At 63.0% G+C, this 16,256-nt stretch carries 21 protein-coding genes and 1 pseudogene; all 22 read left to right on the top strand.

What is annotated here, in order from left to right:
• Nucleotides 1-9: 9 nt before the first annotated feature.
• Entirely contained in the window at nucleotides 10-486 is a 477-nt protein-coding gene (locus tag ACIQYU_RS09410) for a head completion/stabilization protein (protein WP_402799218.1), read from the top strand.
• Nucleotides 486-698, top strand: a complete 213-nt coding sequence (locus ACIQYU_RS09405) for a tail protein X (protein ID WP_402799215.1) — start codon at nucleotides 486-488, stop codon at nucleotides 696-698. Before ACIQYU_RS09410 ends, ACIQYU_RS09405 begins: the two co-directional genes overlap by 1 nt.
• 42 nt (nucleotides 699-740) lie before the next feature.
• Complete coding sequence (locus ACIQYU_RS09400) at nucleotides 741-1,055, top strand: phage holin, lambda family (protein WP_015270927.1); 315 nt, start codon at nucleotides 741-743, stop codon at nucleotides 1,053-1,055.
• Nucleotides 1,052-1,909: an N-acetylmuramidase domain-containing protein gene (locus tag ACIQYU_RS09395; RefSeq protein WP_402799211.1), complete on the top strand. Its 858-nt coding sequence runs from the start codon at nucleotides 1,052-1,054 to the stop codon at nucleotides 1,907-1,909. The genes ACIQYU_RS09400 and ACIQYU_RS09395 overlap by 4 nt, the downstream gene beginning before the upstream one ends.
• Nucleotides 1,909-2,277: pseudogene (locus ACIQYU_RS09390) on the top strand (LysB family phage lysis regulatory protein); the annotation flags it as partial. The gene ACIQYU_RS09395 and the pseudogene ACIQYU_RS09390, both read left to right, overlap by 1 nt.
• Nucleotides 2,198-2,452, top strand: a complete 255-nt coding sequence (gene lysC, locus ACIQYU_RS09385) for an Rz1-like lysis system protein LysC (protein ID WP_402799208.1) — start codon at nucleotides 2,198-2,200, stop codon at nucleotides 2,450-2,452. The pseudogene ACIQYU_RS09390 and the gene lysC, both read left to right, overlap by 80 nt.
• The gene (locus ACIQYU_RS09380; protein WP_232859827.1) at nucleotides 2,449-2,982 is read left to right on the top strand and encodes a phage tail protein; all 534 of its coding nucleotides are present in this window, start codon (nucleotides 2,449-2,451) and stop codon (nucleotides 2,980-2,982) included. The genes lysC and ACIQYU_RS09380 overlap by 4 nt, the downstream gene beginning before the upstream one ends.
• Entirely contained in the window at nucleotides 2,975-3,430 is a 456-nt protein-coding gene (locus ACIQYU_RS09375) for a phage virion morphogenesis protein (protein WP_033696785.1), read from the top strand. The genes ACIQYU_RS09380 and ACIQYU_RS09375 overlap by 8 nt, the downstream gene beginning before the upstream one ends.
• A gap of 61 nt (nucleotides 3,431-3,491) precedes the next feature.
• On the top strand, nucleotides 3,492-4,067 hold the full coding sequence (locus ACIQYU_RS09370; protein WP_402799513.1) for a phage baseplate assembly protein V: 576 nt from the start codon (nucleotides 3,492-3,494) through the stop codon (nucleotides 4,065-4,067).
• Nucleotides 4,064-4,408 carry a GPW/gp25 family protein gene (locus ACIQYU_RS09365; protein ID WP_402799202.1) on the top strand — a complete coding sequence of 115 codons (345 nt, stop codon included), beginning with the start codon at nucleotides 4,064-4,066 and terminating at the stop codon, nucleotides 4,406-4,408. The genes ACIQYU_RS09370 and ACIQYU_RS09365 overlap by 4 nt, the downstream gene beginning before the upstream one ends.
• Nucleotides 4,405-5,418, top strand: a complete 1,014-nt coding sequence (locus tag ACIQYU_RS09360; RefSeq protein ID WP_402799200.1) for a baseplate J/gp47 family protein — start codon at nucleotides 4,405-4,407, stop codon at nucleotides 5,416-5,418. Before ACIQYU_RS09365 ends, ACIQYU_RS09360 begins: the two co-directional genes overlap by 4 nt.
• Nucleotides 5,415-6,137 carry a phage tail protein I gene (locus ACIQYU_RS09355; RefSeq protein WP_402799197.1) on the top strand — a complete coding sequence of 241 codons (723 nt, stop codon included), beginning with the start codon at nucleotides 5,415-5,417 and terminating at the stop codon, nucleotides 6,135-6,137. Before ACIQYU_RS09360 ends, ACIQYU_RS09355 begins: the two co-directional genes overlap by 4 nt.
• Nucleotides 6,134-6,820, top strand: coding sequence for a phage tail protein (locus ACIQYU_RS09350; RefSeq protein ID WP_402799194.1), 687 nt, complete (start codon nucleotides 6,134-6,136; stop codon nucleotides 6,818-6,820). The genes ACIQYU_RS09355 and ACIQYU_RS09350 overlap by 4 nt, the downstream gene beginning before the upstream one ends.
• A 2-nt stretch (nucleotides 6,821-6,822) precedes the next feature.
• Nucleotides 6,823-7,557: a hypothetical protein gene (locus tag ACIQYU_RS09345; RefSeq protein ID WP_402799192.1), complete on the top strand. Its 735-nt coding sequence runs from the start codon at nucleotides 6,823-6,825 to the stop codon at nucleotides 7,555-7,557.
• A 7-nt stretch (nucleotides 7,558-7,564) separates the two neighbouring features.
• The gene (locus ACIQYU_RS09340) at nucleotides 7,565-8,017 is read left to right on the top strand and encodes a hypothetical protein (protein WP_402799189.1); all 453 of its coding nucleotides are present in this window, start codon (nucleotides 7,565-7,567) and stop codon (nucleotides 8,015-8,017) included.
• Nucleotides 8,018-8,119: 102 nt separating this feature from the next.
• Nucleotides 8,120-9,292: a phage tail sheath protein gene (locus tag ACIQYU_RS09335; RefSeq protein ID WP_402799187.1), complete on the top strand. Its 1,173-nt coding sequence runs from the start codon at nucleotides 8,120-8,122 to the stop codon at nucleotides 9,290-9,292.
• 14 nt (nucleotides 9,293-9,306) lie between these two features.
• Nucleotides 9,307-9,822 (top strand): phage major tail tube protein, encoded by a 516-nt coding sequence (locus tag ACIQYU_RS09330; RefSeq protein ID WP_161751517.1) that lies wholly within the window; start codon nucleotides 9,307-9,309, stop codon nucleotides 9,820-9,822.
• Between the two features lie 31 nt (nucleotides 9,823-9,853).
• Complete coding sequence (locus ACIQYU_RS09325) at nucleotides 9,854-10,192, top strand: phage tail assembly protein (protein ID WP_402799182.1); 339 nt, start codon at nucleotides 9,854-9,856, stop codon at nucleotides 10,190-10,192.
• Between the two features lie 8 nt (nucleotides 10,193-10,200).
• Nucleotides 10,201-10,320 (top strand): GpE family phage tail protein, encoded by a 120-nt coding sequence (locus ACIQYU_RS09320; protein WP_137109047.1) that lies wholly within the window; start codon nucleotides 10,201-10,203, stop codon nucleotides 10,318-10,320.
• A complete protein-coding gene (locus ACIQYU_RS09315) occupies nucleotides 10,310-14,266 on the top strand; it encodes a phage tail tape measure protein (protein ID WP_402799178.1) in 3,957 nt (1,318 codons plus the stop codon). The genes ACIQYU_RS09320 and ACIQYU_RS09315 overlap by 11 nt, the downstream gene beginning before the upstream one ends.
• 6 nt (nucleotides 14,267-14,272) lie before the next feature.
• Nucleotides 14,273-14,713: a phage tail protein gene (locus tag ACIQYU_RS09310; protein WP_402799175.1), complete on the top strand. Its 441-nt coding sequence runs from the start codon at nucleotides 14,273-14,275 to the stop codon at nucleotides 14,711-14,713.
• The gene (locus ACIQYU_RS09305; RefSeq protein ID WP_402799172.1) at nucleotides 14,710-15,987 is read left to right on the top strand and encodes a phage late control D family protein; all 1,278 of its coding nucleotides are present in this window, start codon (nucleotides 14,710-14,712) and stop codon (nucleotides 15,985-15,987) included. The genes ACIQYU_RS09310 and ACIQYU_RS09305 overlap by 4 nt, the downstream gene beginning before the upstream one ends.
• Nucleotides 15,988-16,256 lie beyond the last annotated feature (269 nt).

Below are 16,256 nucleotides of genomic sequence, written 5' to 3'. Positions count from 1 at the left end.
ACCGCGATCATGAGTGGATTCATTCCTGGCGGCCTTGCGACCAGTACCCCCGTACCCGGCGCGCACATCAACAGCGAGGCCTTCTGGCCCTCGATCGACCTGGACAAGCTGCGCGAGACCCTGCGCATCGACTCCAGCGTCACCCCCGCCCGGCTCGAAACTGCCGTCATTGCAGCTGTCATCAGCGTCAATCGCGACTTGGCCGTATGGCGTGAAGCCCAACAGGCAGCGGGCCACACCTCCCTTGAGGCTGTCCCAAGCGAGAAGATCCAAGACCAGTCCCAGCTGGTTTACCTCTACAAGCGTGCCGTCGAGTGCGCAGCCGGCGCCGAGGTCTGCGAGCGGTATCGCAGCTACGACACCACTTCCAGCGGCGCCAAGAAGGCCGACCAGACAGAGCCCACGATCGACGACTACCGGCGTGACCAGCGCTGGGCCGTCCGGGACATTCTGGGTACCTCCCGCGCCACCGTGGAGCTGCTGTGATGGCCGCCCAGCTCCGGACCCAGCAAAACGATACCGTCGACGCCCTGTGCTGGCGGCACTACGGCCGCACCGCGGGGGTCGTTGAGGCCGTCCTTGATGCCAACCCTGGCCTGGCCGCCCTCGGCCCGGTGCTCAAGGCCGGCGTGCTGGTCGACCTACCCGAAATCCAAACCTCTGCGCCTGAGCGTCAGATGGTGAACCTGTGGGAGTGACTGCCCATGACCAAACCAACCCGAAACCATGGAAGGACTCCCATGCCTGACCGTCCTGAAACCTGGGCCTTCCTGGCCACCTGGCTCGAAAACAACTGGCCCGGGCTGTACGCCGGCCTACTGGCGGCCCTCATTGCCGCGCTGCGGGTTGTCTATGGCGGCGGGAAGCTCCGCCAACTGGTCATCGAGGCACCGCTGTGCGGATTCGTTGCCCTATCGGCCAGCCATGGGCTGTCGTTGATCGGCATCCCGCTCACCACCGCGCCCTTCTTCGGCGGCTTGATCGGCCTGCTAGGCATTGAGTTTGTCCGGGCGGCAGCGAAGAAAACCTTCACTCGTAAGGAGGGAACCCTATGACCCTTCGCCACGGCGACCGCTCCCAGGCGGTGCGCGACCTGCAGCGCAAACTCATTGACCGCGGCGCCAAGATCGGCGCCGACGGCGTGTACGGTGACGCCACCGAGGCCGCTGTCCGCACCTACCAGCATCGGGCAGGCCTGGTCGCGGACGGTATCGCAGGCCCAAAAACCTTGGCCAGCCTGCAGGGCGCTGATTGCGCCCATCTGCTGAAAAATGTCGACATGGTCCGGGCCGCCGACCGCCTGGGCGTACCCCTGGCGGCCGTGTATGCGCTCAACGAGGTCGAGTCCAAAGGGCGTGGCTTCCTGGATAACGGCAAGCCGGTGATCCTGTACGAGCGACACATCATGTACGCCCGCCTGCAGAAGATCCGCCGGCCCGGTGACGACCAGGACGAGCTGGAGCAGCTGACCGATCAACTTCGCCAGCGTTCCGACGAGCTGGCCAAGCAGTTCCCGGCCCTGGTCAATCCGAAGTTCGGCGGCTATGTCGGCGGTACCGCAGAACACCAGCGCCTGGCCCAGGCCCGGATGATCGACGAGCAGGCCGCCCTGGAATCCTGCAGCTGGGGCGCCTTCCAGGTGATGGGCTTCCACTGGGAGCGACTGGGTTATCCCAGCGTCCAGGCCTTCGTCGATGCTATGAGCCGCAGCGAGTCGGACCAGCTGGAGGCCTTCGTCCGCTACATCGAGGCCGACCCTACCCTGCTCAAGGCCCTCAAGTCGCTTAAATGGGCCAAGGTGGCCGAGCTGTACAACGGCCCAGACTACAAGCGGAACCTGTACGACGTGAAGCTGCAACGCGCCTTTGAGCGGCACCAGGACTGCGGCTGCGGACAGGAGGCAGCCTGATGGACCTGCGCGACGGGGTGCTGGCCGGTGCTCTGTTCGCCGCGGTGTCGGCCGGGCTATGGGGTTGGGGTCAACAGTTCCTGCTCGGGACTGAGAAGGCCAAGACCAAGGGGCTGGAAGGCCAGCTCACAACCGCCCAGGCCGATGCCCGCCGCAACCTGGCCACCGCCACCGAGCTGAAATCCACCCTGGAGCGCGAGCGCGACGGCCAGGCCCGACTCCTGAAGATCCAGGGCGAACTGCGCCAGGGCTTGGCCACCCGCCAACGCACAATCGAGGCACTCAAGCATGAAAATGACCAACTCCGGGACTGGGCTCGCCAGCTTCTGCCTGATGCTGCTCGCCGGCTGCGGGAGCGTCCCGCCCTCACCGGCGCCGACGCTTACCGTCAATGGCTGTCCGGTGGTGGTCCCGTGCGTGCTGCCGGCGACAGCGCCGACGGCCAACGGGGGCCTTCTCAATGACCAGGACATTGTTGAACAGGCCTGGGCCGAATGTGCCGCCCAAGTCGACCGTGTCTATCAGCACCAGGTGAACCCATGAACAAGCCCAATAGCCTCCGCGACCATCTGCTCGCGGCCGTCCCAGGCCTCAAGCCAAACCCCGATGCGCTGCTGATGTTCATCGACGCCGGTAAGGTCCGTTGCACTGCGGCCCCAACCCTGTCGTTCGAATACAGCTACACGCTGCAAATCATCCTGACTGACTTCGCGGGTCACCCCGACAGCGTGATGCTGCCGATTCTGGGCTGGCTCCGTGTCAACCAGTCGGAACTGTTGGTCAACCTCGAAAAGGCCGCCAACAGCGTCAAGTTCGAGGTCGACCTTATCGACCGGAGCAAGGTGGACATGAGCATTACCCTGCCGCTGACCGAACGTGTCGTGGTGAAGCGCCAGGCGGACGGGACCTATGACGTCACCCACCCCGGCGAACCGCAGTACGAGCCATACCAGGACTATGGCGAGGTGACCATCTTCGCGGATGGCCAGCCGCTGGCCTCTTGGCTGCCGCCGTCGGCGCCGGAAGGCATGGCGTTGTCGGTACCGCATCCAAGGCGACCAGACCATGGCTGATCTTGAAGCCCTGGAGGACTGGGTAAGTCCGCTCCTACAGCGCATCGAGCCGGCGGAGCGCTCCAAGCTGGCCCGCTCGATAGCCCAACAACTCAGGCGCAGCCAGCAGCGGCGCATCACAGCGCAACAGAATCCGGACGGCTCGGCGTATGTGCCTCGCAAACCACGACAACTGCGCGGCAAAAAAGGGCGAATCCGCGCCAAAGTGAAGATGTTCCAGAAGCTGCGCACCGCGACCTTCATGAAAGCCCGTGGTGACGGCAACGCGGCCACCGTGGGTTTCACCGGGCGGATCGCCAGGATTGCGCGGGTGCACCAGGAAGGCCTACGCGATCGTGCCGCCCGCAATGCGCCCGCTGTCCAATACGATCAGCGGGAACTCCTCGGCCTCACGGACACCGAACTCGACCAGGTACGCGACACCTTGCTCGCTCACCTGACCCTGTAACAGCTCTCCCTACAAGGCCCTGGTGATGCGCGCACGCGTAGGCGGCGCGACCATCACCAGCATGAACAGCCTCGCCGAACTTGCCCGCCTCATAGAAAACCTTGTCCGCTTTGGCACCATTGCCGAGGTGCAGCACAAGCCGCCTCGCGTGCGGGTGCGAACTGGCGAGTTGCTGACCACCTGGTTACCGTGGCTCGCCCTCCGCACCGGCGCCGACCGAGAGTGGGACCCACCCACCGTCAACGAGCAGGTCATCCTTCTTTCACCGAGCGGCCAACTCGCCAACGGCGTGGCAATCACCGGGCTCTTCAGCGATCTCATTCCAGCGAATGGTGACCGCCCAGGCCTGCACCGCCGCACCTATGCAGACGGCGCCGTCATCGAATACGACAGCGAAGCTCACCACCTGAGCGCTGCACTTCCGTCGGGTGGAACTACCGAGCTCATAAGTGACGGCGGAATTCGCATCATCGGCGACATAGTCCATCAAGGGGACTACACCCAAAAAGGCAACCAGAACGTCACCGGTACGGTGATCGTCTCGGAAGACGTCGTGGCCCAGGAAATCAGCCTGGTCAACCACCTGCACGGCGGCGTCATGAGCGGCCCAGGCAAAACAGGGTTCCCCGTGAAATGAACCGACACACCGGAGAAGCCATCGGGGAAGAAGACCACATCATTCAATCGATTGTGGACATCCTCACCACCCGCATCGGGACCAGAGTGATGCGCCGCGACTATGGCAGCCTGATCCCCGAACTGATCGACCAACCCCAGAATTCAGCAACTCGGCTGCGCCTTTACGCCGCCTCGGCCATGGCCATAATGCAGTGGGAGCCCCGGATCACTCTCAGTAAGGTTCGCCTCGATGTCGATTCCATGACGGGCGCTGCCACCCTTGAAATCGAAGCCAGGCAGACCGACACCAATGCACCGCTGAGCATCCGCACGCCACTACAGCTGGGGGCCGCCCGATGAGCGCAACCCGCATGATCGATCTGAGCTTGCTGCCGGCGCCAGACATCATCGAGATGCTCGATTTTGAGACCATTCTCGACGCACGCAAGGCGCGTTTTGTCAGCCTTTATCCGATCGAGGAGCAGCCAGCAGTCGCGGCGCGGCTGGCGCTCGAGTCGGACCCCGTTGTCAAGATGCTGGAGGAGAACGCCTATCGTGAGCTCATCCTCCGCCAACGGGTCAACGACGCGGCCAAGGCAAGCTTGCTGGCCTATGCCAAGGGCGCCGACCTGGACAATCGTGCGGCCGATTACGGTGTGCAGCGGCTGACCATTCGGTCGGCTGATCCAGACGCGGTGCCGCCTGTGGCAGCAGTGATGGAAAGCGACGAGGCGCTGCGCTACCGCACGCGGCTATCGCTGGAAGCGCTGTCCGTCGCAGGCAGTAGCGGCGCATATGAATATCACGCGATGAGTTCGTCGGCCGAGCTGGTGCACGTCTCGGTCGATTCGCCCCGGTTTTCCGGGGTGGCGGTGCCAGCTGCGGTGAAAGCGCAGCTACCCGCCGGGGCCATTGTTGTGGTCTGCGACTACGACGCAGGCTTGACCAATCCGCTACCTGGCGACGTATCGCTAGCTGTCCTGCCTAGGCCAAACAGCACCGTGCCAGAGGTGCAACTGGTGTCGACTGTCCTAAAGGCGCTGTCGGCAGAGGATGTGCGCCCGGTAACGGACCGGCCACGCGCGCAGGTTGGTATCCCGACCGACTTCAAGGTCGAGGCAGTGCTCTGGGTGGAGGACGGGCCAGATCCTGATGTTGTCATCGCCACCGCCAGGGCCAGCTTGGATGCCGCCATTGCCGCCGCGCGCCGGCTGGAGGGGAAGTTGCCCGTATCGGCAATCTACGCAGCATTGCACGTAACAGGGATCAGCCGGGTTGACCTGGTCAAGCCGGTCGAAGGGGTGGTGTGTGACAAGCGGCATTACCCGCGCGCCACCTCCATTGACCTGACCAGCAGGGTGGTCCCATGAGCCTGCTACCCCGCAACGCCACGCTGCTGGAGCGCTCGCTGGAGCGCGTCGGCGAGTTGGGTGTGGACCCAGAAATCATTCGCGGCGTGGCCGATTCGGCGCGCTGCCCGCCTAATTTCCTGCCCTGGTTGGGCTGGGCGCTCAAGGTGGAAGGCTGGGAAGCGGCCTACACCGACGAGCAGCGCCGTGCACTGATCCGCGAGGCGATTCCGGTTCACAAGACCAAGGGCACAGTCGGAGCAGTCCGGCGAGTACTCAAGGCAGTGCGGGTCAACGCGGAGTTCAAGGAGTGGCACCAGATACCGAACGCCGCGCCGTACACGTTCCAGGTCACGGCCTGGGCCAACGAAAACCGGGCGGGTGAGGGTTCGATTATCTCCCCCGAGCTGGGCGCGCGTTTGCGTGCCCTGGTCGATGCGGCGAAGAACGAGCGCAGCCATTACGAGTTTCGGCTGGGTGCCCGCTTCGACGGCGGTCTGGTGCTCGGTAACGCCTTCCAGGCGCGGGCCGTACAGCATCGATCCATGGATGCCCAAGCGGTGCCGTTCGATCCCATGGCGCAGATGGTGCTGTTTGCCAATGCCCTCAACGCGTCCAGCGTATCCCGGCGATTTGCCGAGGCGCAGGGCGTACCCATTCAAGCAGAAGGTACCCCGCTGGTGGCCAACGCGGCGCAGGTGCGCACGGTCGTGCGGGGCTACATGGAGGCTGTTCTATGAGTACAGGCTTGCAACCTGTCATCACCAAGGCCGGCCTGGCGGCGATCCTGACGGCGACGAAAACCGGCCTCTCGGCCGAGATTAGCCATATCGCCCTGGGCAGCCAGGCCTACACCCCGAGCGCCGAGCAGAAGACCCTGCGCAACGAGGTGGCGCGCTTCCCAATCTCCAGCGGCGAGAAGCTGAGCAGCACGCTGTTGCACCTGACCGCTGTCGCCGATGGTGCGACAGCGTACTGGGTGCGTGAGGTCGGGATTTTCCTCAAGGACGGCACCCTGTTGGCGGTCTGGTCGCACCTGACCGAGGCGTTGGCCTACAAGGCCGCCAACATCGACCTGCTGCTGGCCTATGACCTGTCACTGGCAGCGCTGCCGGCGGACAGCGTGACCATCACCAGTACGGCCGCCGGCCTCAACCTGACGCTGGCCGAACCCCTGGCCGTGCAGGCCACGGCGCTCATCGCCGAGCAGCTGCGCACCCTGCAGCAGCAAGATCGCCTGGTTAGCCAGGAACGCCTGCAGCGCATTGCAGAAGAGCAAATCAGCGGTCTGCTGGAACGCATGGCTGCCGCCGAGAAAAGCGCCACCGAAACGCGCGACAGCCTGTTGAGCGCGACAGTTGCCAATGCCACCGGCCTGATGGCCCTTCAATACACCGTTGTCCAACACTTGTACGGATCATAACCATGAGCCTTGAAACTGAAATCGCTGCGCTGGTCGCGGCAAACAACAAACTGGTGGACTACTTCAACGGCAAAAAAGCCGCGATTGACGCTGCCGTGTCGGCAGCAGTCGCGGCAGCGCCGTCGATTGTTCGCGCCTACTGGGTGGACCCGCTGTTGGGCGACGACGCCAACGGCCTGGGGACCGAGGTCAACCCGTTCAAGACCCTGCAGAAGGCTGTCGATGCAACGCCGGACGGCGGGCGGGTTACAGCGTGGCTGGCCAAGGACTATGTGCTCGATAAGAGCATCACTACATCAGGTCGTCAGCTGGTCATTGCAGCTGTGGCTGGGTCGGGGCGAAAGCTGATTTGCAATGAGTTTCTGCCGGAGGGCAGTGACCAGCTGACTCGCATGGGGTCGTTCTGGTTGTCGAATGGCTCGACTCTCCAGCTGCTTAACGTGACGGTCAGTCTCCCGGCCTCGAGCGCCGGTGATCTGAGTGCCTACTATGCGCTCGCTTTTGCCAGCGGATCGTCGGCCCCGATCCTTATGCAGGTGCGCATGTACAACTGCACACTCGAGCTGCGCGGCACCTTCCGGGGCAAGCTGATCGGGCCAGGCTCAGCGCTTATTGCGCTGTCAATGACCGGTACGGCGGTGCCTTCGGCACTCAATGGCTCGCTGGTTGTGGGCGTTGCTGCTGGCAGCCTGTCCAAAGACTTGGGTCACATCATCACCAACCTGTCGAGCCTGTGAGGCGATCATGCAAAAAACCTTTCTGAACGTCGTCTACGGCGAGACCAACTACAACGGCTTCGACTTCGAGGCGCTGCCCATTGGTGCTGCGCTGCTGGTGGCCCAGCAGCAAATCGAACAGGCGGCCGATCAGGCGCTGGCGGCGGTACTGGGCGATCCGCTGCGTGCTATCGAGAATCAGCTGGCCGAGAGCGAGGCAAAGGCCTTCAAGCAGGCGGGTTACGGCGGCGAGGTGCCGCTGACTGTACAAGCCGTGGTCGATGCCCAAGGCCTCGAGCCAATGGAGGCGACCGAGTCGATCCTGCAGGAGGCGCATGCGTGGCACGCGGCCGTCTGCTCAATCCGTGCGGCCCGCCTCAAAGGTAAGGTCGATGTGCTCAAGGCAACCACGCATGGGCAGGCCGAGGACTATGCAGATACGGCAATCAATGCCATTCGCGCAGCAGTCGGTGGCGCTTAAACACCTTGTAGCTATCTGGACTACAAGCCCTCTCAATCGCATCTCATCGTCGCGCGCGTCAGCCTGTGCAGTGTCTTCCAACCACTGCACAGGCACTCAACCATGGCCGACGAATACCATCACGGCGTCCGGGTCCTCGAAATCAGCGAGGGCACCCGCCCAATCCGAACCGTTTCTACCGCCGTCGTCGGCTTAGTCTGCACTGCAGACGACGCCGACGCCTCGGTTTTCCCGCTCAATACTCCCGTCCTGCTGACCAACGTACAGGCCGCCATCGGCAAAGCCGGCACCAAGGGTACTCTGGCCGCCAGCCTGCAGGCGATCGCAGACCAAACCAAGCCTGCGACCGTCGTCGTGCGGGTGGCAACCGGTGCGACCCCTGCAGAAACCACCAGCAACCTGATCGGCACCACCACCGCCACCGGCAAGTACACCGGCATGAAGGCGCTGCTGGCCGCCAAGACCCGCCTCAAGGTCACCCCACGCATCCTGGGGGTGCCAGGCCTCGACTCTTTGCCAGTGGCCACCGCCTTGGTATCGATCGCCCAGCAGCTACGCGCGTTCGCGTACGTCGCCGCCTCGGGCTGCAAGACCAAGGAAGAGGCCGTCGCGTACCGCGAGAATTTCGGCGCCCGTGAAGTCATGGTCATCTGGCCGGACTTCGAACAGTGGAGCACGGCCAGCAATGGCACCATCCCTGCACCGGCAGTAGCCCGAGCCTTGGGCCTGCGCGCTAAGATCGACCAGGAGATTGGCTGGCACAAGACCCTCTCCAACGTTCCGGTCAATGGCGTAACCGGCATCACCGCCGATGTGTTCTGGGACCTGCAGAACCCGGCAACCGATGCGAATTACCTCAACAGCAACGAGGTGACCACCCTTATCAACGAGGACGGCTTCCGTTTCTGGGGCTCGCGCACCTGCACCGAAGACCCGCTGTTCGCGTTCGAGAACTACACCCGCACCGCGCAAGTCCTGGCCGACACCATGGCCGAGGCGCACCTGTGGGCAGTCGATAAGCCAATGCACCCATCCCTGGTCCGGGACATGCTGGAAGGCATCAACGCCAAGTTCCGCGAGCTGATCGCCGGCGGCTACCTGATCGGCGGCAGTGCCTGGTACGACGAGCAGGTCAACACCGAGGCAACCCTCAAGGCCGGCAAGCTCGCCATCGACTACGACTACACGCCTGTGCCGCCGCTTGAGGACCTCTCGCTGCGCCAGCGCATTACCGACCGCTACCTGGCTGACTTCGCCAGCCGCGTCAACAGCTGACGGAGACCATACCCATGGCCATGCCACGCAAGCTCAAGAACCTCAACCTGTTCAACGATGGCGGCAGCTATCTCGGCGTTTGTAAGACCGTCACCCTGCCCCCGCTCAGCCGCAAGATGGAGGGCTACCGCGGCGGCGGTATGAATGGCCCGGTCAAGGCTGACCTCGGCTGGAGCGATGACGGCATCCAGCTGGAGTGGAAGCTTGGCGGTTTCGATGACCAGGTCATTCGCCAGTTCGGGGCCATCAAGGCTGATGCCGTGCTGCTGCGTTACACCGGCGCCTATCAGCAAGACGATACCGGCGTGCACACCGCCGTCGAGATTGTTGTCCGCGGTCGTCACGAAACCATCGAGGCAGGCGAAGCCCAGGCCGGTGAGGACACCGAGAAGAGCATCACCACCACCTGCAGCTACTACAAGCTGACCATCGACGGCGAAGTCCTGGTCGAGGTCGACCTCCTCAACTTCATCGAGATCATCGACGGCGTCGACATGCTCGCTGAACAACGCAAAAACCTGGGCATTTGATCCCGCCCCCTGACAGAACACCGGAGCCACCATGGACACTATCGAAGCCACCACCGCCGCAGCCACTGCCGAAGCCAAACAACTGAACGACAACCAGGTCGAGCTGGACACCCCGATCCAGCGTGGCAAAACCGTAATTGCCGTCATCACGCTGCGCAAGCCCACCGCAGGCGAGCTGCGCGGTATCCACCTGTCCGAGTTGCTGCAGATGGATGTGGCGAGCCTGATCAAGCTGATCCCGCGCATCAGCGAGCTCAATGAGTACGAAGCCGGCCGCCTGGACCCTGCCGACCTGGTCGCTGTGGGCGTGAAAGTGTCCGGTTTTTTGCTGCAGAAGCGGATGAAGACGGACGCGTCCCTCGTTGCGTAGAAGATGCCATGGCCGATGTGGCCGTGGTTTTCCACTGGACGCCGAGCGACATGGACGGGCTCGGCGTGAAGGACCTGATGGACTGGCGCGAGCGGGCGCGGTTGAGGAGTAGCAACAATGGCCAATGACCTGCGCCTAGAAGTGGTGCTGAGCGCAATCAACAAAGCCACCGCACCGCTGCGCCAGATCAGCCAGGGCAGCCAAGAGACCGCGAAAGCACTCAAGGCTGCCCGCGACAGCCTCAAGGAACTGAACGCCCAGCAGAAGGATGTGAGTGCTTGGCGTTCCCAGCTCGCCGAAGCCCGCAAGACCGCCGATGCCCTGAACGCGACCAAGAGCCGCGTCCAGGAGCTGGCCGGCGCGCTGCGTGACCAGGAGCGTGCAGTCCAGCCGCTCCAGGCCAGCTATGACAAGCTCCAGGGCGAAACCTCTGCCCTGAACGATCAGCACAAATCCCTCACCGCGCAGCTGAAGCAAACCCGCGAGCAGGCACGAGCGGCCAACCAGGTATGGCAAGAAAACCGCAAGCGCATAAGGGACCTGGGCGAGCAGATCGGCAGGACCAACCAGCCCACAGAGCAACTGCGCAACGAATATGCGGCCCTTGTTACCCAGCAGCAGGCTCAATTGACGCTGGTGCGTCAGCTCAGTGGTAGCCAGAAGGAACTACAGCAGCAACATCGTGCCAGCGCGACCGAGGCCCGTGAGCATCGGGAGCGCCTGTCGGCGCTTGGCAACCAACTGCAGGAAGCCCGTGCACCGATGCAGGGGCTCAACCAGGAGTTCCGCACCGCCCTGCGCGAGGCGCGGGCCCTGAAGTCCCAGCATGCCTCACAAGAGCAGGGCCTCCAGGCTCTGCGCGCCAAGCTATCGGCCGCGGGGATCAGTACCCGCGACCTGGCAAGCCATGAGCGCAAGCTGCGCGACCAGATCAGCGCCACCAACGAAGCCATCAGCGCCCAGGCCAAGCGCATGGACCAGCTGGCGGCCAAGCAGGCGAAGTTGGCCAAGGCCCGCAGCGATCTGGAAAAAGCACAGCGCTTGGGGGCGAGTATGGCCGGTACCGGCGCGGCCGGCCTGGCCACCGGTTATGCCGCAGCACAGCCGGTGAAAGCCGCGATTCAAGCCTTTGCACCCAACGAGGATTCGGCCACACAGCTGAAGGTCTCGATGATGGGCAACAATGGCCAGGTCGCCGAAGACTTCCAGAAGATCACCGACCTGGCGACGCGTCTGGGCGATCGTCTGCCTGGCACCACTGCCGACTTCCAGAACATGATGACCATGTTGCGCCGGCAAGGCCTGAGCGCGCAGAGCATCCTGGGCGGCACCGGCGAAGCTGCCGCCTACCTGGGCGTGCAGTTGAAGATGCCAGTGGAAGAATCGGCGGAGTTCGCGGCGAAGATGCAGGACGCTACACGCACATCTGAAAAAGACATGATGGCGTTGATGGACACCATTCAACGCGGCTTCTATGCCGGCGTTGACCCAGGCAACATGCTGCAGGGCTTCAGCAAAATCGCGCCGGTGATGGACGTCATCAAGAAAACCGGCATCGAAGCGGCCAAAGAGCTTGGGCCATTGCTGATCATGATGGACCAGGCCGGCATGGAGGGCGGCGCTGCCGGTAACGCCTACCGCAAGATCTTCCAGGCAGGCCTGGACAAAGGCGGGGTCGAGGATGTCAACGACTCCACAGCGTTGAAAAGCCGAGGAATCAAGCTCAACTTTACCAACGACGATGGTAATTTCGCGGGTCTGGAGAACCTCTACAAACAGATCGAGAAGCTCAAGGTACTCAACGACGAAGATCGTACTGCAACGATCAAGTCGCTGTTCGGCGACGACGCCGAGACCATGGCCGTCCTCAACACCATGATGAACAAGGGCCTGGCCGGGTATCAGGAGGTGCAGCAAAAGCTCCAGGACCAGGCCGACTTGCGTACTCGCGTCAACGAGCAACTGGGAACGCTGAGCAACGTCATGGAAGCGGCCGAGGGCAGCTTCACCAACGCCATGGCCGACTTTGGCGCGGCAGTTGCCCCCGAACTCAAGGGGTTGATCTCTACCCTGGGTGAAATGGCAGCCAGCGTCGGCGCCTGGGCCCGGGAGAACCCTGGGCTGGCGGGCGGCTTGGTAAAGGTTGTTGCGGCCGTCGCGGTGCTCGCCGCTGGCTTCGGGGCCCTGGCAATCACCATGGCCAGTCTGCTCGGCCCCTTCGCCATGGTGCGCTATGGGATGACGCTGTTCAGCGTGAAGGGCGCCAGCGTGTTGCCGATGGTCGGGAAGCTGGCCAGTGTGCTCAGCGGTGGACTGTTGACGGCAATTCGGGCTGTCAGCATCGCCTTGTGGGGCTTGGCCATGAACCCTGTAGCGCTGGCCATTGCGGCTGTCGTCGCGGTGCTGGCCGGCGGTGCGTACCTGCTCTATCAAAATTGGGACCAGGTCAAAGCGTATTTCGCCAACTCCTGGACCGAAATTCGCGCGGGCTTCAGTGCGGGCATCGGCGGCATTCTCACCGTTCTGGCCAACTTCAGCCCCATCGGCCTGATCTATCAGGCCTTCGCGGGAGTGTTGAACTACCTGGGTATCGAACTGCCGACCCGTTTCACCGAGTTCGGCAGCATGATCGTCAACGGCCTGGTTAATGGCCTGCTGGCAGGCCTGGGACAGATCAAGAGCGCCATTGGCAATCTCGGCGATTCTGCAATTGGCTGGTTCAAGGAGAAGCTCGGCATCCACAGCCCGTCACGGGTATTTGCCGAGCTGGGTGGCTTCACCACGGAGGGGCTGGCCGTCGGCGTCAATGCCGGCGCGAAAGCTCCGCTCGATGCCGTCGCTCGCATGGGGCAAGACCTGACTAAAGCCGGTCAGTTCGACCTGCAGGCCAATGCGCCAGAAGTGGTGGCCAGTAAGGGCCTGGTTACAAACGCAAGCAGCTTAGGAGCGCAGCTGGCCCAGGCCGGGTCGCTGGACAAAAACTTTGCGACACCAGGCGTTGATCAGGCGATTCCCGCGAATATTGCCGAGCTGAACAACCAGTTGGCAAAGGTCGGCCGCCTGGACATAAAGGGTACAGTGCCACCGACCGAGCCAGGCGAACAGCGCCCTACCGAAGTGCTCAGCCTGAGCAAACAGCTAGCCAACATCGCATCACCTGACGTCCAAGCATTGGTGCCCAAGGTCGATGCCAGCCGACCAGCGGCCGAGGTCGTCAGCCTGAGCAAGCAGCTGGCCAACGTCGCATCGCCTGACGCCCAGGCATTGGTGCCAAAGGTCGACGCCAGCCGACCAGCGGCCGAGGTCGTCAGCCTGAGCAAGCAGCTAGCCAACGTCGCCTCGCCTGACGCCCAAGCATTGGTGCCAAAGGTCGATGCCAGCCGACCAGCGGCCGAGGTCGTCAGCCTGAGCAAGCAGTTGGCCAACATCGCATCGCCTGACGTCCAGGCATTGGTGCCAAAGGTCGATGCCAGCCGACCAGCGGCCGAGGTCGTCAGCCTGAGCAAGCAGCTGGCCAACGTCGCATCGCCTGACGTCCAGGCATTGGTGCCAAAGGCCGACGCCAGCCGACCAGCTGCCGAGGTCGTCAGCCTGAGCAAGCAGCTAGCCAACGTCGCCTCGCCTGACGCCCAGGCATTGGTGCCAAAGGTCGACACCAGCCGACCAGCTGCCGAGGTCGTCAGCCTGAGCAAGCAGTTGGCCAACATCGCATCGCCTGACGTCCGGGCATTGGTGCCACAGGTCGACGCCAACCGACCAACTGCCGAGGTCATTAGCCTGGGCAAGCAGTTGGCTAACTTGGGCCAACGGGATCTGCAGGCAGTTGCTCCCCAGCTTGGCACCGGCCAGTCCCTAGCGGCGAACGCAGCCCCAGGTATCACCCTGGACAGCCGGCCTCCTATTGCAGGCGCTGCGCCCAGCATCAGCGACAGCCACGACGTCATCACTATCAACATTCACCCGACACCGGGTATGGACCCACAAGCCATTGCCCGGGCTGTCAGCGCTGAACTGGACCGCCGTAACCGCGAGAAATCCGCCCGTCAGCGCAGCCGCCTCTCTGACCAGGAGTAACCCGTCATGATGCTCGCCCTGGGCATGTTCGTTTTCGGCCTGCACACCTTGGCCTATCAGGAAATGCAGCGACAAACCGATTGGCGTCACGCCGCGAACAACCGTGTCGGAGCGCAGCCAGCACTGCAGTTCCTCGGCCGTGGCGAAGACGCCATTACGCTTCCAGGACTGCTGCTGCCCGAACTGGCGGGTACAACCGTCAGCCTTGATGCCCTGCGCCAGATGGCCGATACGGGCAAGGCCTGGCCGCTGGTTGAAGGTACGGGCCGATTGCTCGGGCTGTGGGTGATCGAAAGCCTGAGCGATAACAGAACCGTTTTCTTCCAGGATGGCGCTGCCCGGCGCATCGATTTCACTATCAAGCTCAAGCGCATTGATGACGGCCGCAGCGACTTGCTCGGATCCGGAGTGAGCAGCGGCCTGAACATCCTGCGGGGGTTGCTGTGATCGATGCGGCCATCTCGAAGGTTACCGGCTACCTACGCGATGCTATCGATGGCTTGCAACGCGACGCTGCCTATCCGGTACCGGCATTTCGCATCACCGTGGACGGCAACGATATCGCCATGCGGATCGCCCCCCGTCTCATGAGCCTGCAACTGACCGACAACCGGGGGCTTGAAGCGGATCAGCTGAGCATCACGCTTAGCGATCACGACGGGCTGCTGACGATCCCGCCCCGGGGCGCCGTGGTACGGCTGTGGCTCGGCTGGAGCGACACCGGCCTTGTCGACAAGGGAAGCTACGTTGTCGATGAAACCGAGCACAGCGGCGCACCCGATATCCTGAGCATTCGCGCCCGATCGGCGGATCTACGCAAGGGGCTCAAGACCAAGCGCGAGCGAAGCTGGAGCACCACGACACTTGGGAAGGTCCTCCGCGACGTTGCCCAAGGCAACGGACTTACCGCGAAGATAGCCGGCACGTTGGACAGCCAAGCGATCCACCAGTTGGACCAGGCCAACGAGTCCGACGCCAACCTGCTAACCCGCCTTGGCGAGGACTTCGATGCCGTAGCCACTGTGAAAGCTGGTTGCCTGGTGTGCATGCCGGCGGGCGGTGGCAAGACAGTCAATGGCCTGGGCCTGCCTCACATCACCCTCACCCGCCGTGACGGTGATCAACACCGCTTCCTCCAGGCCGATCGCAACAGCTACGACGGTGTTCGCGCCTACTTCTACGACGTCAACAGCACGAAAAAGCAGGAAGCCATTGCCGGGGGCGGCGAAAACCTCAAGGACCTTCGACACACCTACAGTGACCGTCAGTCCGCGTTGCGGGCTGCCCGGGCCGAGCTGAACCGCCTGCAGCGGGGTAGCGCAACGCTCAGCTATACACTGGCCAAAGGCCGGCCAGACCTGATTCCCGAACTGACCTATACGCTGCAGGGGGTTAAGGCAGAAATCGACGAGATCATCTGGTACGGCGGCAACGTGCAACACAGCCTGACGGACAGTTCCGGTTACACAGTCAGCCTGGAGCTGGAAAGCAAGTTGCCGGAGGACAGCGTTGATGGCCTTCTCGAGGACGGGGTGAAAGGCAAAATCGAATACACCGGCATCATCGCGTTCTACCGAGACACGGCCACCGGGCAAGAGAAGTCAGTCACGGCCGGCGACCAGACCAGACCGAGACGACTGCGGCATGTGTACGTGAGCGAGAAGAATGCTCGCCGAGCCGTTGATCGTGAATGGAAGCGCCTACAGGCCGAAAAATCTTGATCAGAACACAAAAAACCCGGCGCTAAGCCGGGTTCTTTTCGCTGCCTTACTCTGCAGACTGCTGAAGCGCCTCCATAATCCTCAAGACATCGGCCCGTTGCTGGTCATTCAGCCCGCGCATCAACTCAAGGAAGATACGTTCCAACTGGGTAAGGTTTTCCATCGTAAGGTACTCCGTGTACATGTGACTGGCGCCAAGCCATCGGCACAGCGCAATGCACCCAGGAGCTGCTTTGGGGGCAGCCGCCAGGCGGCCACTCCCAAAGCTA

Origin of the sequence: Pseudomonas sp. NPDC096925, assembly GCF_044762545.1 — a bacterium.
GTDB lineage: Bacteria > Pseudomonadota > Gammaproteobacteria > Pseudomonadales > Pseudomonadaceae > Aquipseudomonas.
This window is presented reverse-complemented; position numbering and strand designations above follow the sequence as displayed.

Coding starts and splice junctions, on each gene's coding strand:
- ACIQYU_RS09395 (WP_402799211.1), top strand. CDS start 1,052: ATGACCCTTCGCCACGGCGACCGCTCCCAGGCGGTGCGCGACCTGCAG.
- ACIQYU_RS09380 (WP_232859827.1), top strand. CDS start 2,449: ATGAACAAGCCCAATAGCCTCCGCGACCATCTGCTCGCGGCCGTCCCA.
- ACIQYU_RS09375 (WP_033696785.1), top strand. CDS start 2,975: ATGGCTGATCTTGAAGCCCTGGAGGACTGGGTAAGTCCGCTCCTACAG.
- ACIQYU_RS09340 (WP_402799189.1), top strand. CDS start 7,565: ATGCAAAAAACCTTTCTGAACGTCGTCTACGGCGAGACCAACTACAAC.
- ACIQYU_RS09360 (WP_402799200.1), top strand. CDS start 4,405: ATGAGCGCAACCCGCATGATCGATCTGAGCTTGCTGCCGGCGCCAGAC.
- ACIQYU_RS09405 (WP_402799215.1), top strand. CDS start 486: ATGGCCGCCCAGCTCCGGACCCAGCAAAACGATACCGTCGACGCCCTG.
- ACIQYU_RS09325 (WP_402799182.1), top strand. CDS start 9,854: ATGGACACTATCGAAGCCACCACCGCCGCAGCCACTGCCGAAGCCAAA.
- ACIQYU_RS09400 (WP_015270927.1), top strand. CDS start 741: ATGCCTGACCGTCCTGAAACCTGGGCCTTCCTGGCCACCTGGCTCGAA.
- ACIQYU_RS09345 (WP_402799192.1), top strand. CDS start 6,823: ATGAGCCTTGAAACTGAAATCGCTGCGCTGGTCGCGGCAAACAACAAA.
- ACIQYU_RS09355 (WP_402799197.1), top strand. CDS start 5,415: ATGAGCCTGCTACCCCGCAACGCCACGCTGCTGGAGCGCTCGCTGGAG.
- ACIQYU_RS09330 (WP_161751517.1), top strand. CDS start 9,307: ATGGCCATGCCACGCAAGCTCAAGAACCTCAACCTGTTCAACGATGGC.
- lysC (WP_402799208.1), top strand. CDS start 2,198: ATGAAAATGACCAACTCCGGGACTGGGCTCGCCAGCTTCTGCCTGATG.
- ACIQYU_RS09365 (WP_402799202.1), top strand. CDS start 4,064: ATGAACCGACACACCGGAGAAGCCATCGGGGAAGAAGACCACATCATT.
- ACIQYU_RS09335 (WP_402799187.1), top strand. CDS start 8,120: ATGGCCGACGAATACCATCACGGCGTCCGGGTCCTCGAAATCAGCGAG.
- ACIQYU_RS09320 (WP_137109047.1), top strand. CDS start 10,201: ATGGCCGATGTGGCCGTGGTTTTCCACTGGACGCCGAGCGACATGGAC.
- ACIQYU_RS09315 (WP_402799178.1), top strand. CDS start 10,310: ATGGCCAATGACCTGCGCCTAGAAGTGGTGCTGAGCGCAATCAACAAA.
- ACIQYU_RS09310 (WP_402799175.1), top strand. CDS start 14,273: ATGATGCTCGCCCTGGGCATGTTCGTTTTCGGCCTGCACACCTTGGCC.
- ACIQYU_RS09350 (WP_402799194.1), top strand. CDS start 6,134: ATGAGTACAGGCTTGCAACCTGTCATCACCAAGGCCGGCCTGGCGGCG.
- ACIQYU_RS09370 (WP_402799513.1), top strand. CDS start 3,492: ATGAACAGCCTCGCCGAACTTGCCCGCCTCATAGAAAACCTTGTCCGC.
- ACIQYU_RS09410 (WP_402799218.1), top strand. CDS start 10: ATGAGTGGATTCATTCCTGGCGGCCTTGCGACCAGTACCCCCGTACCC.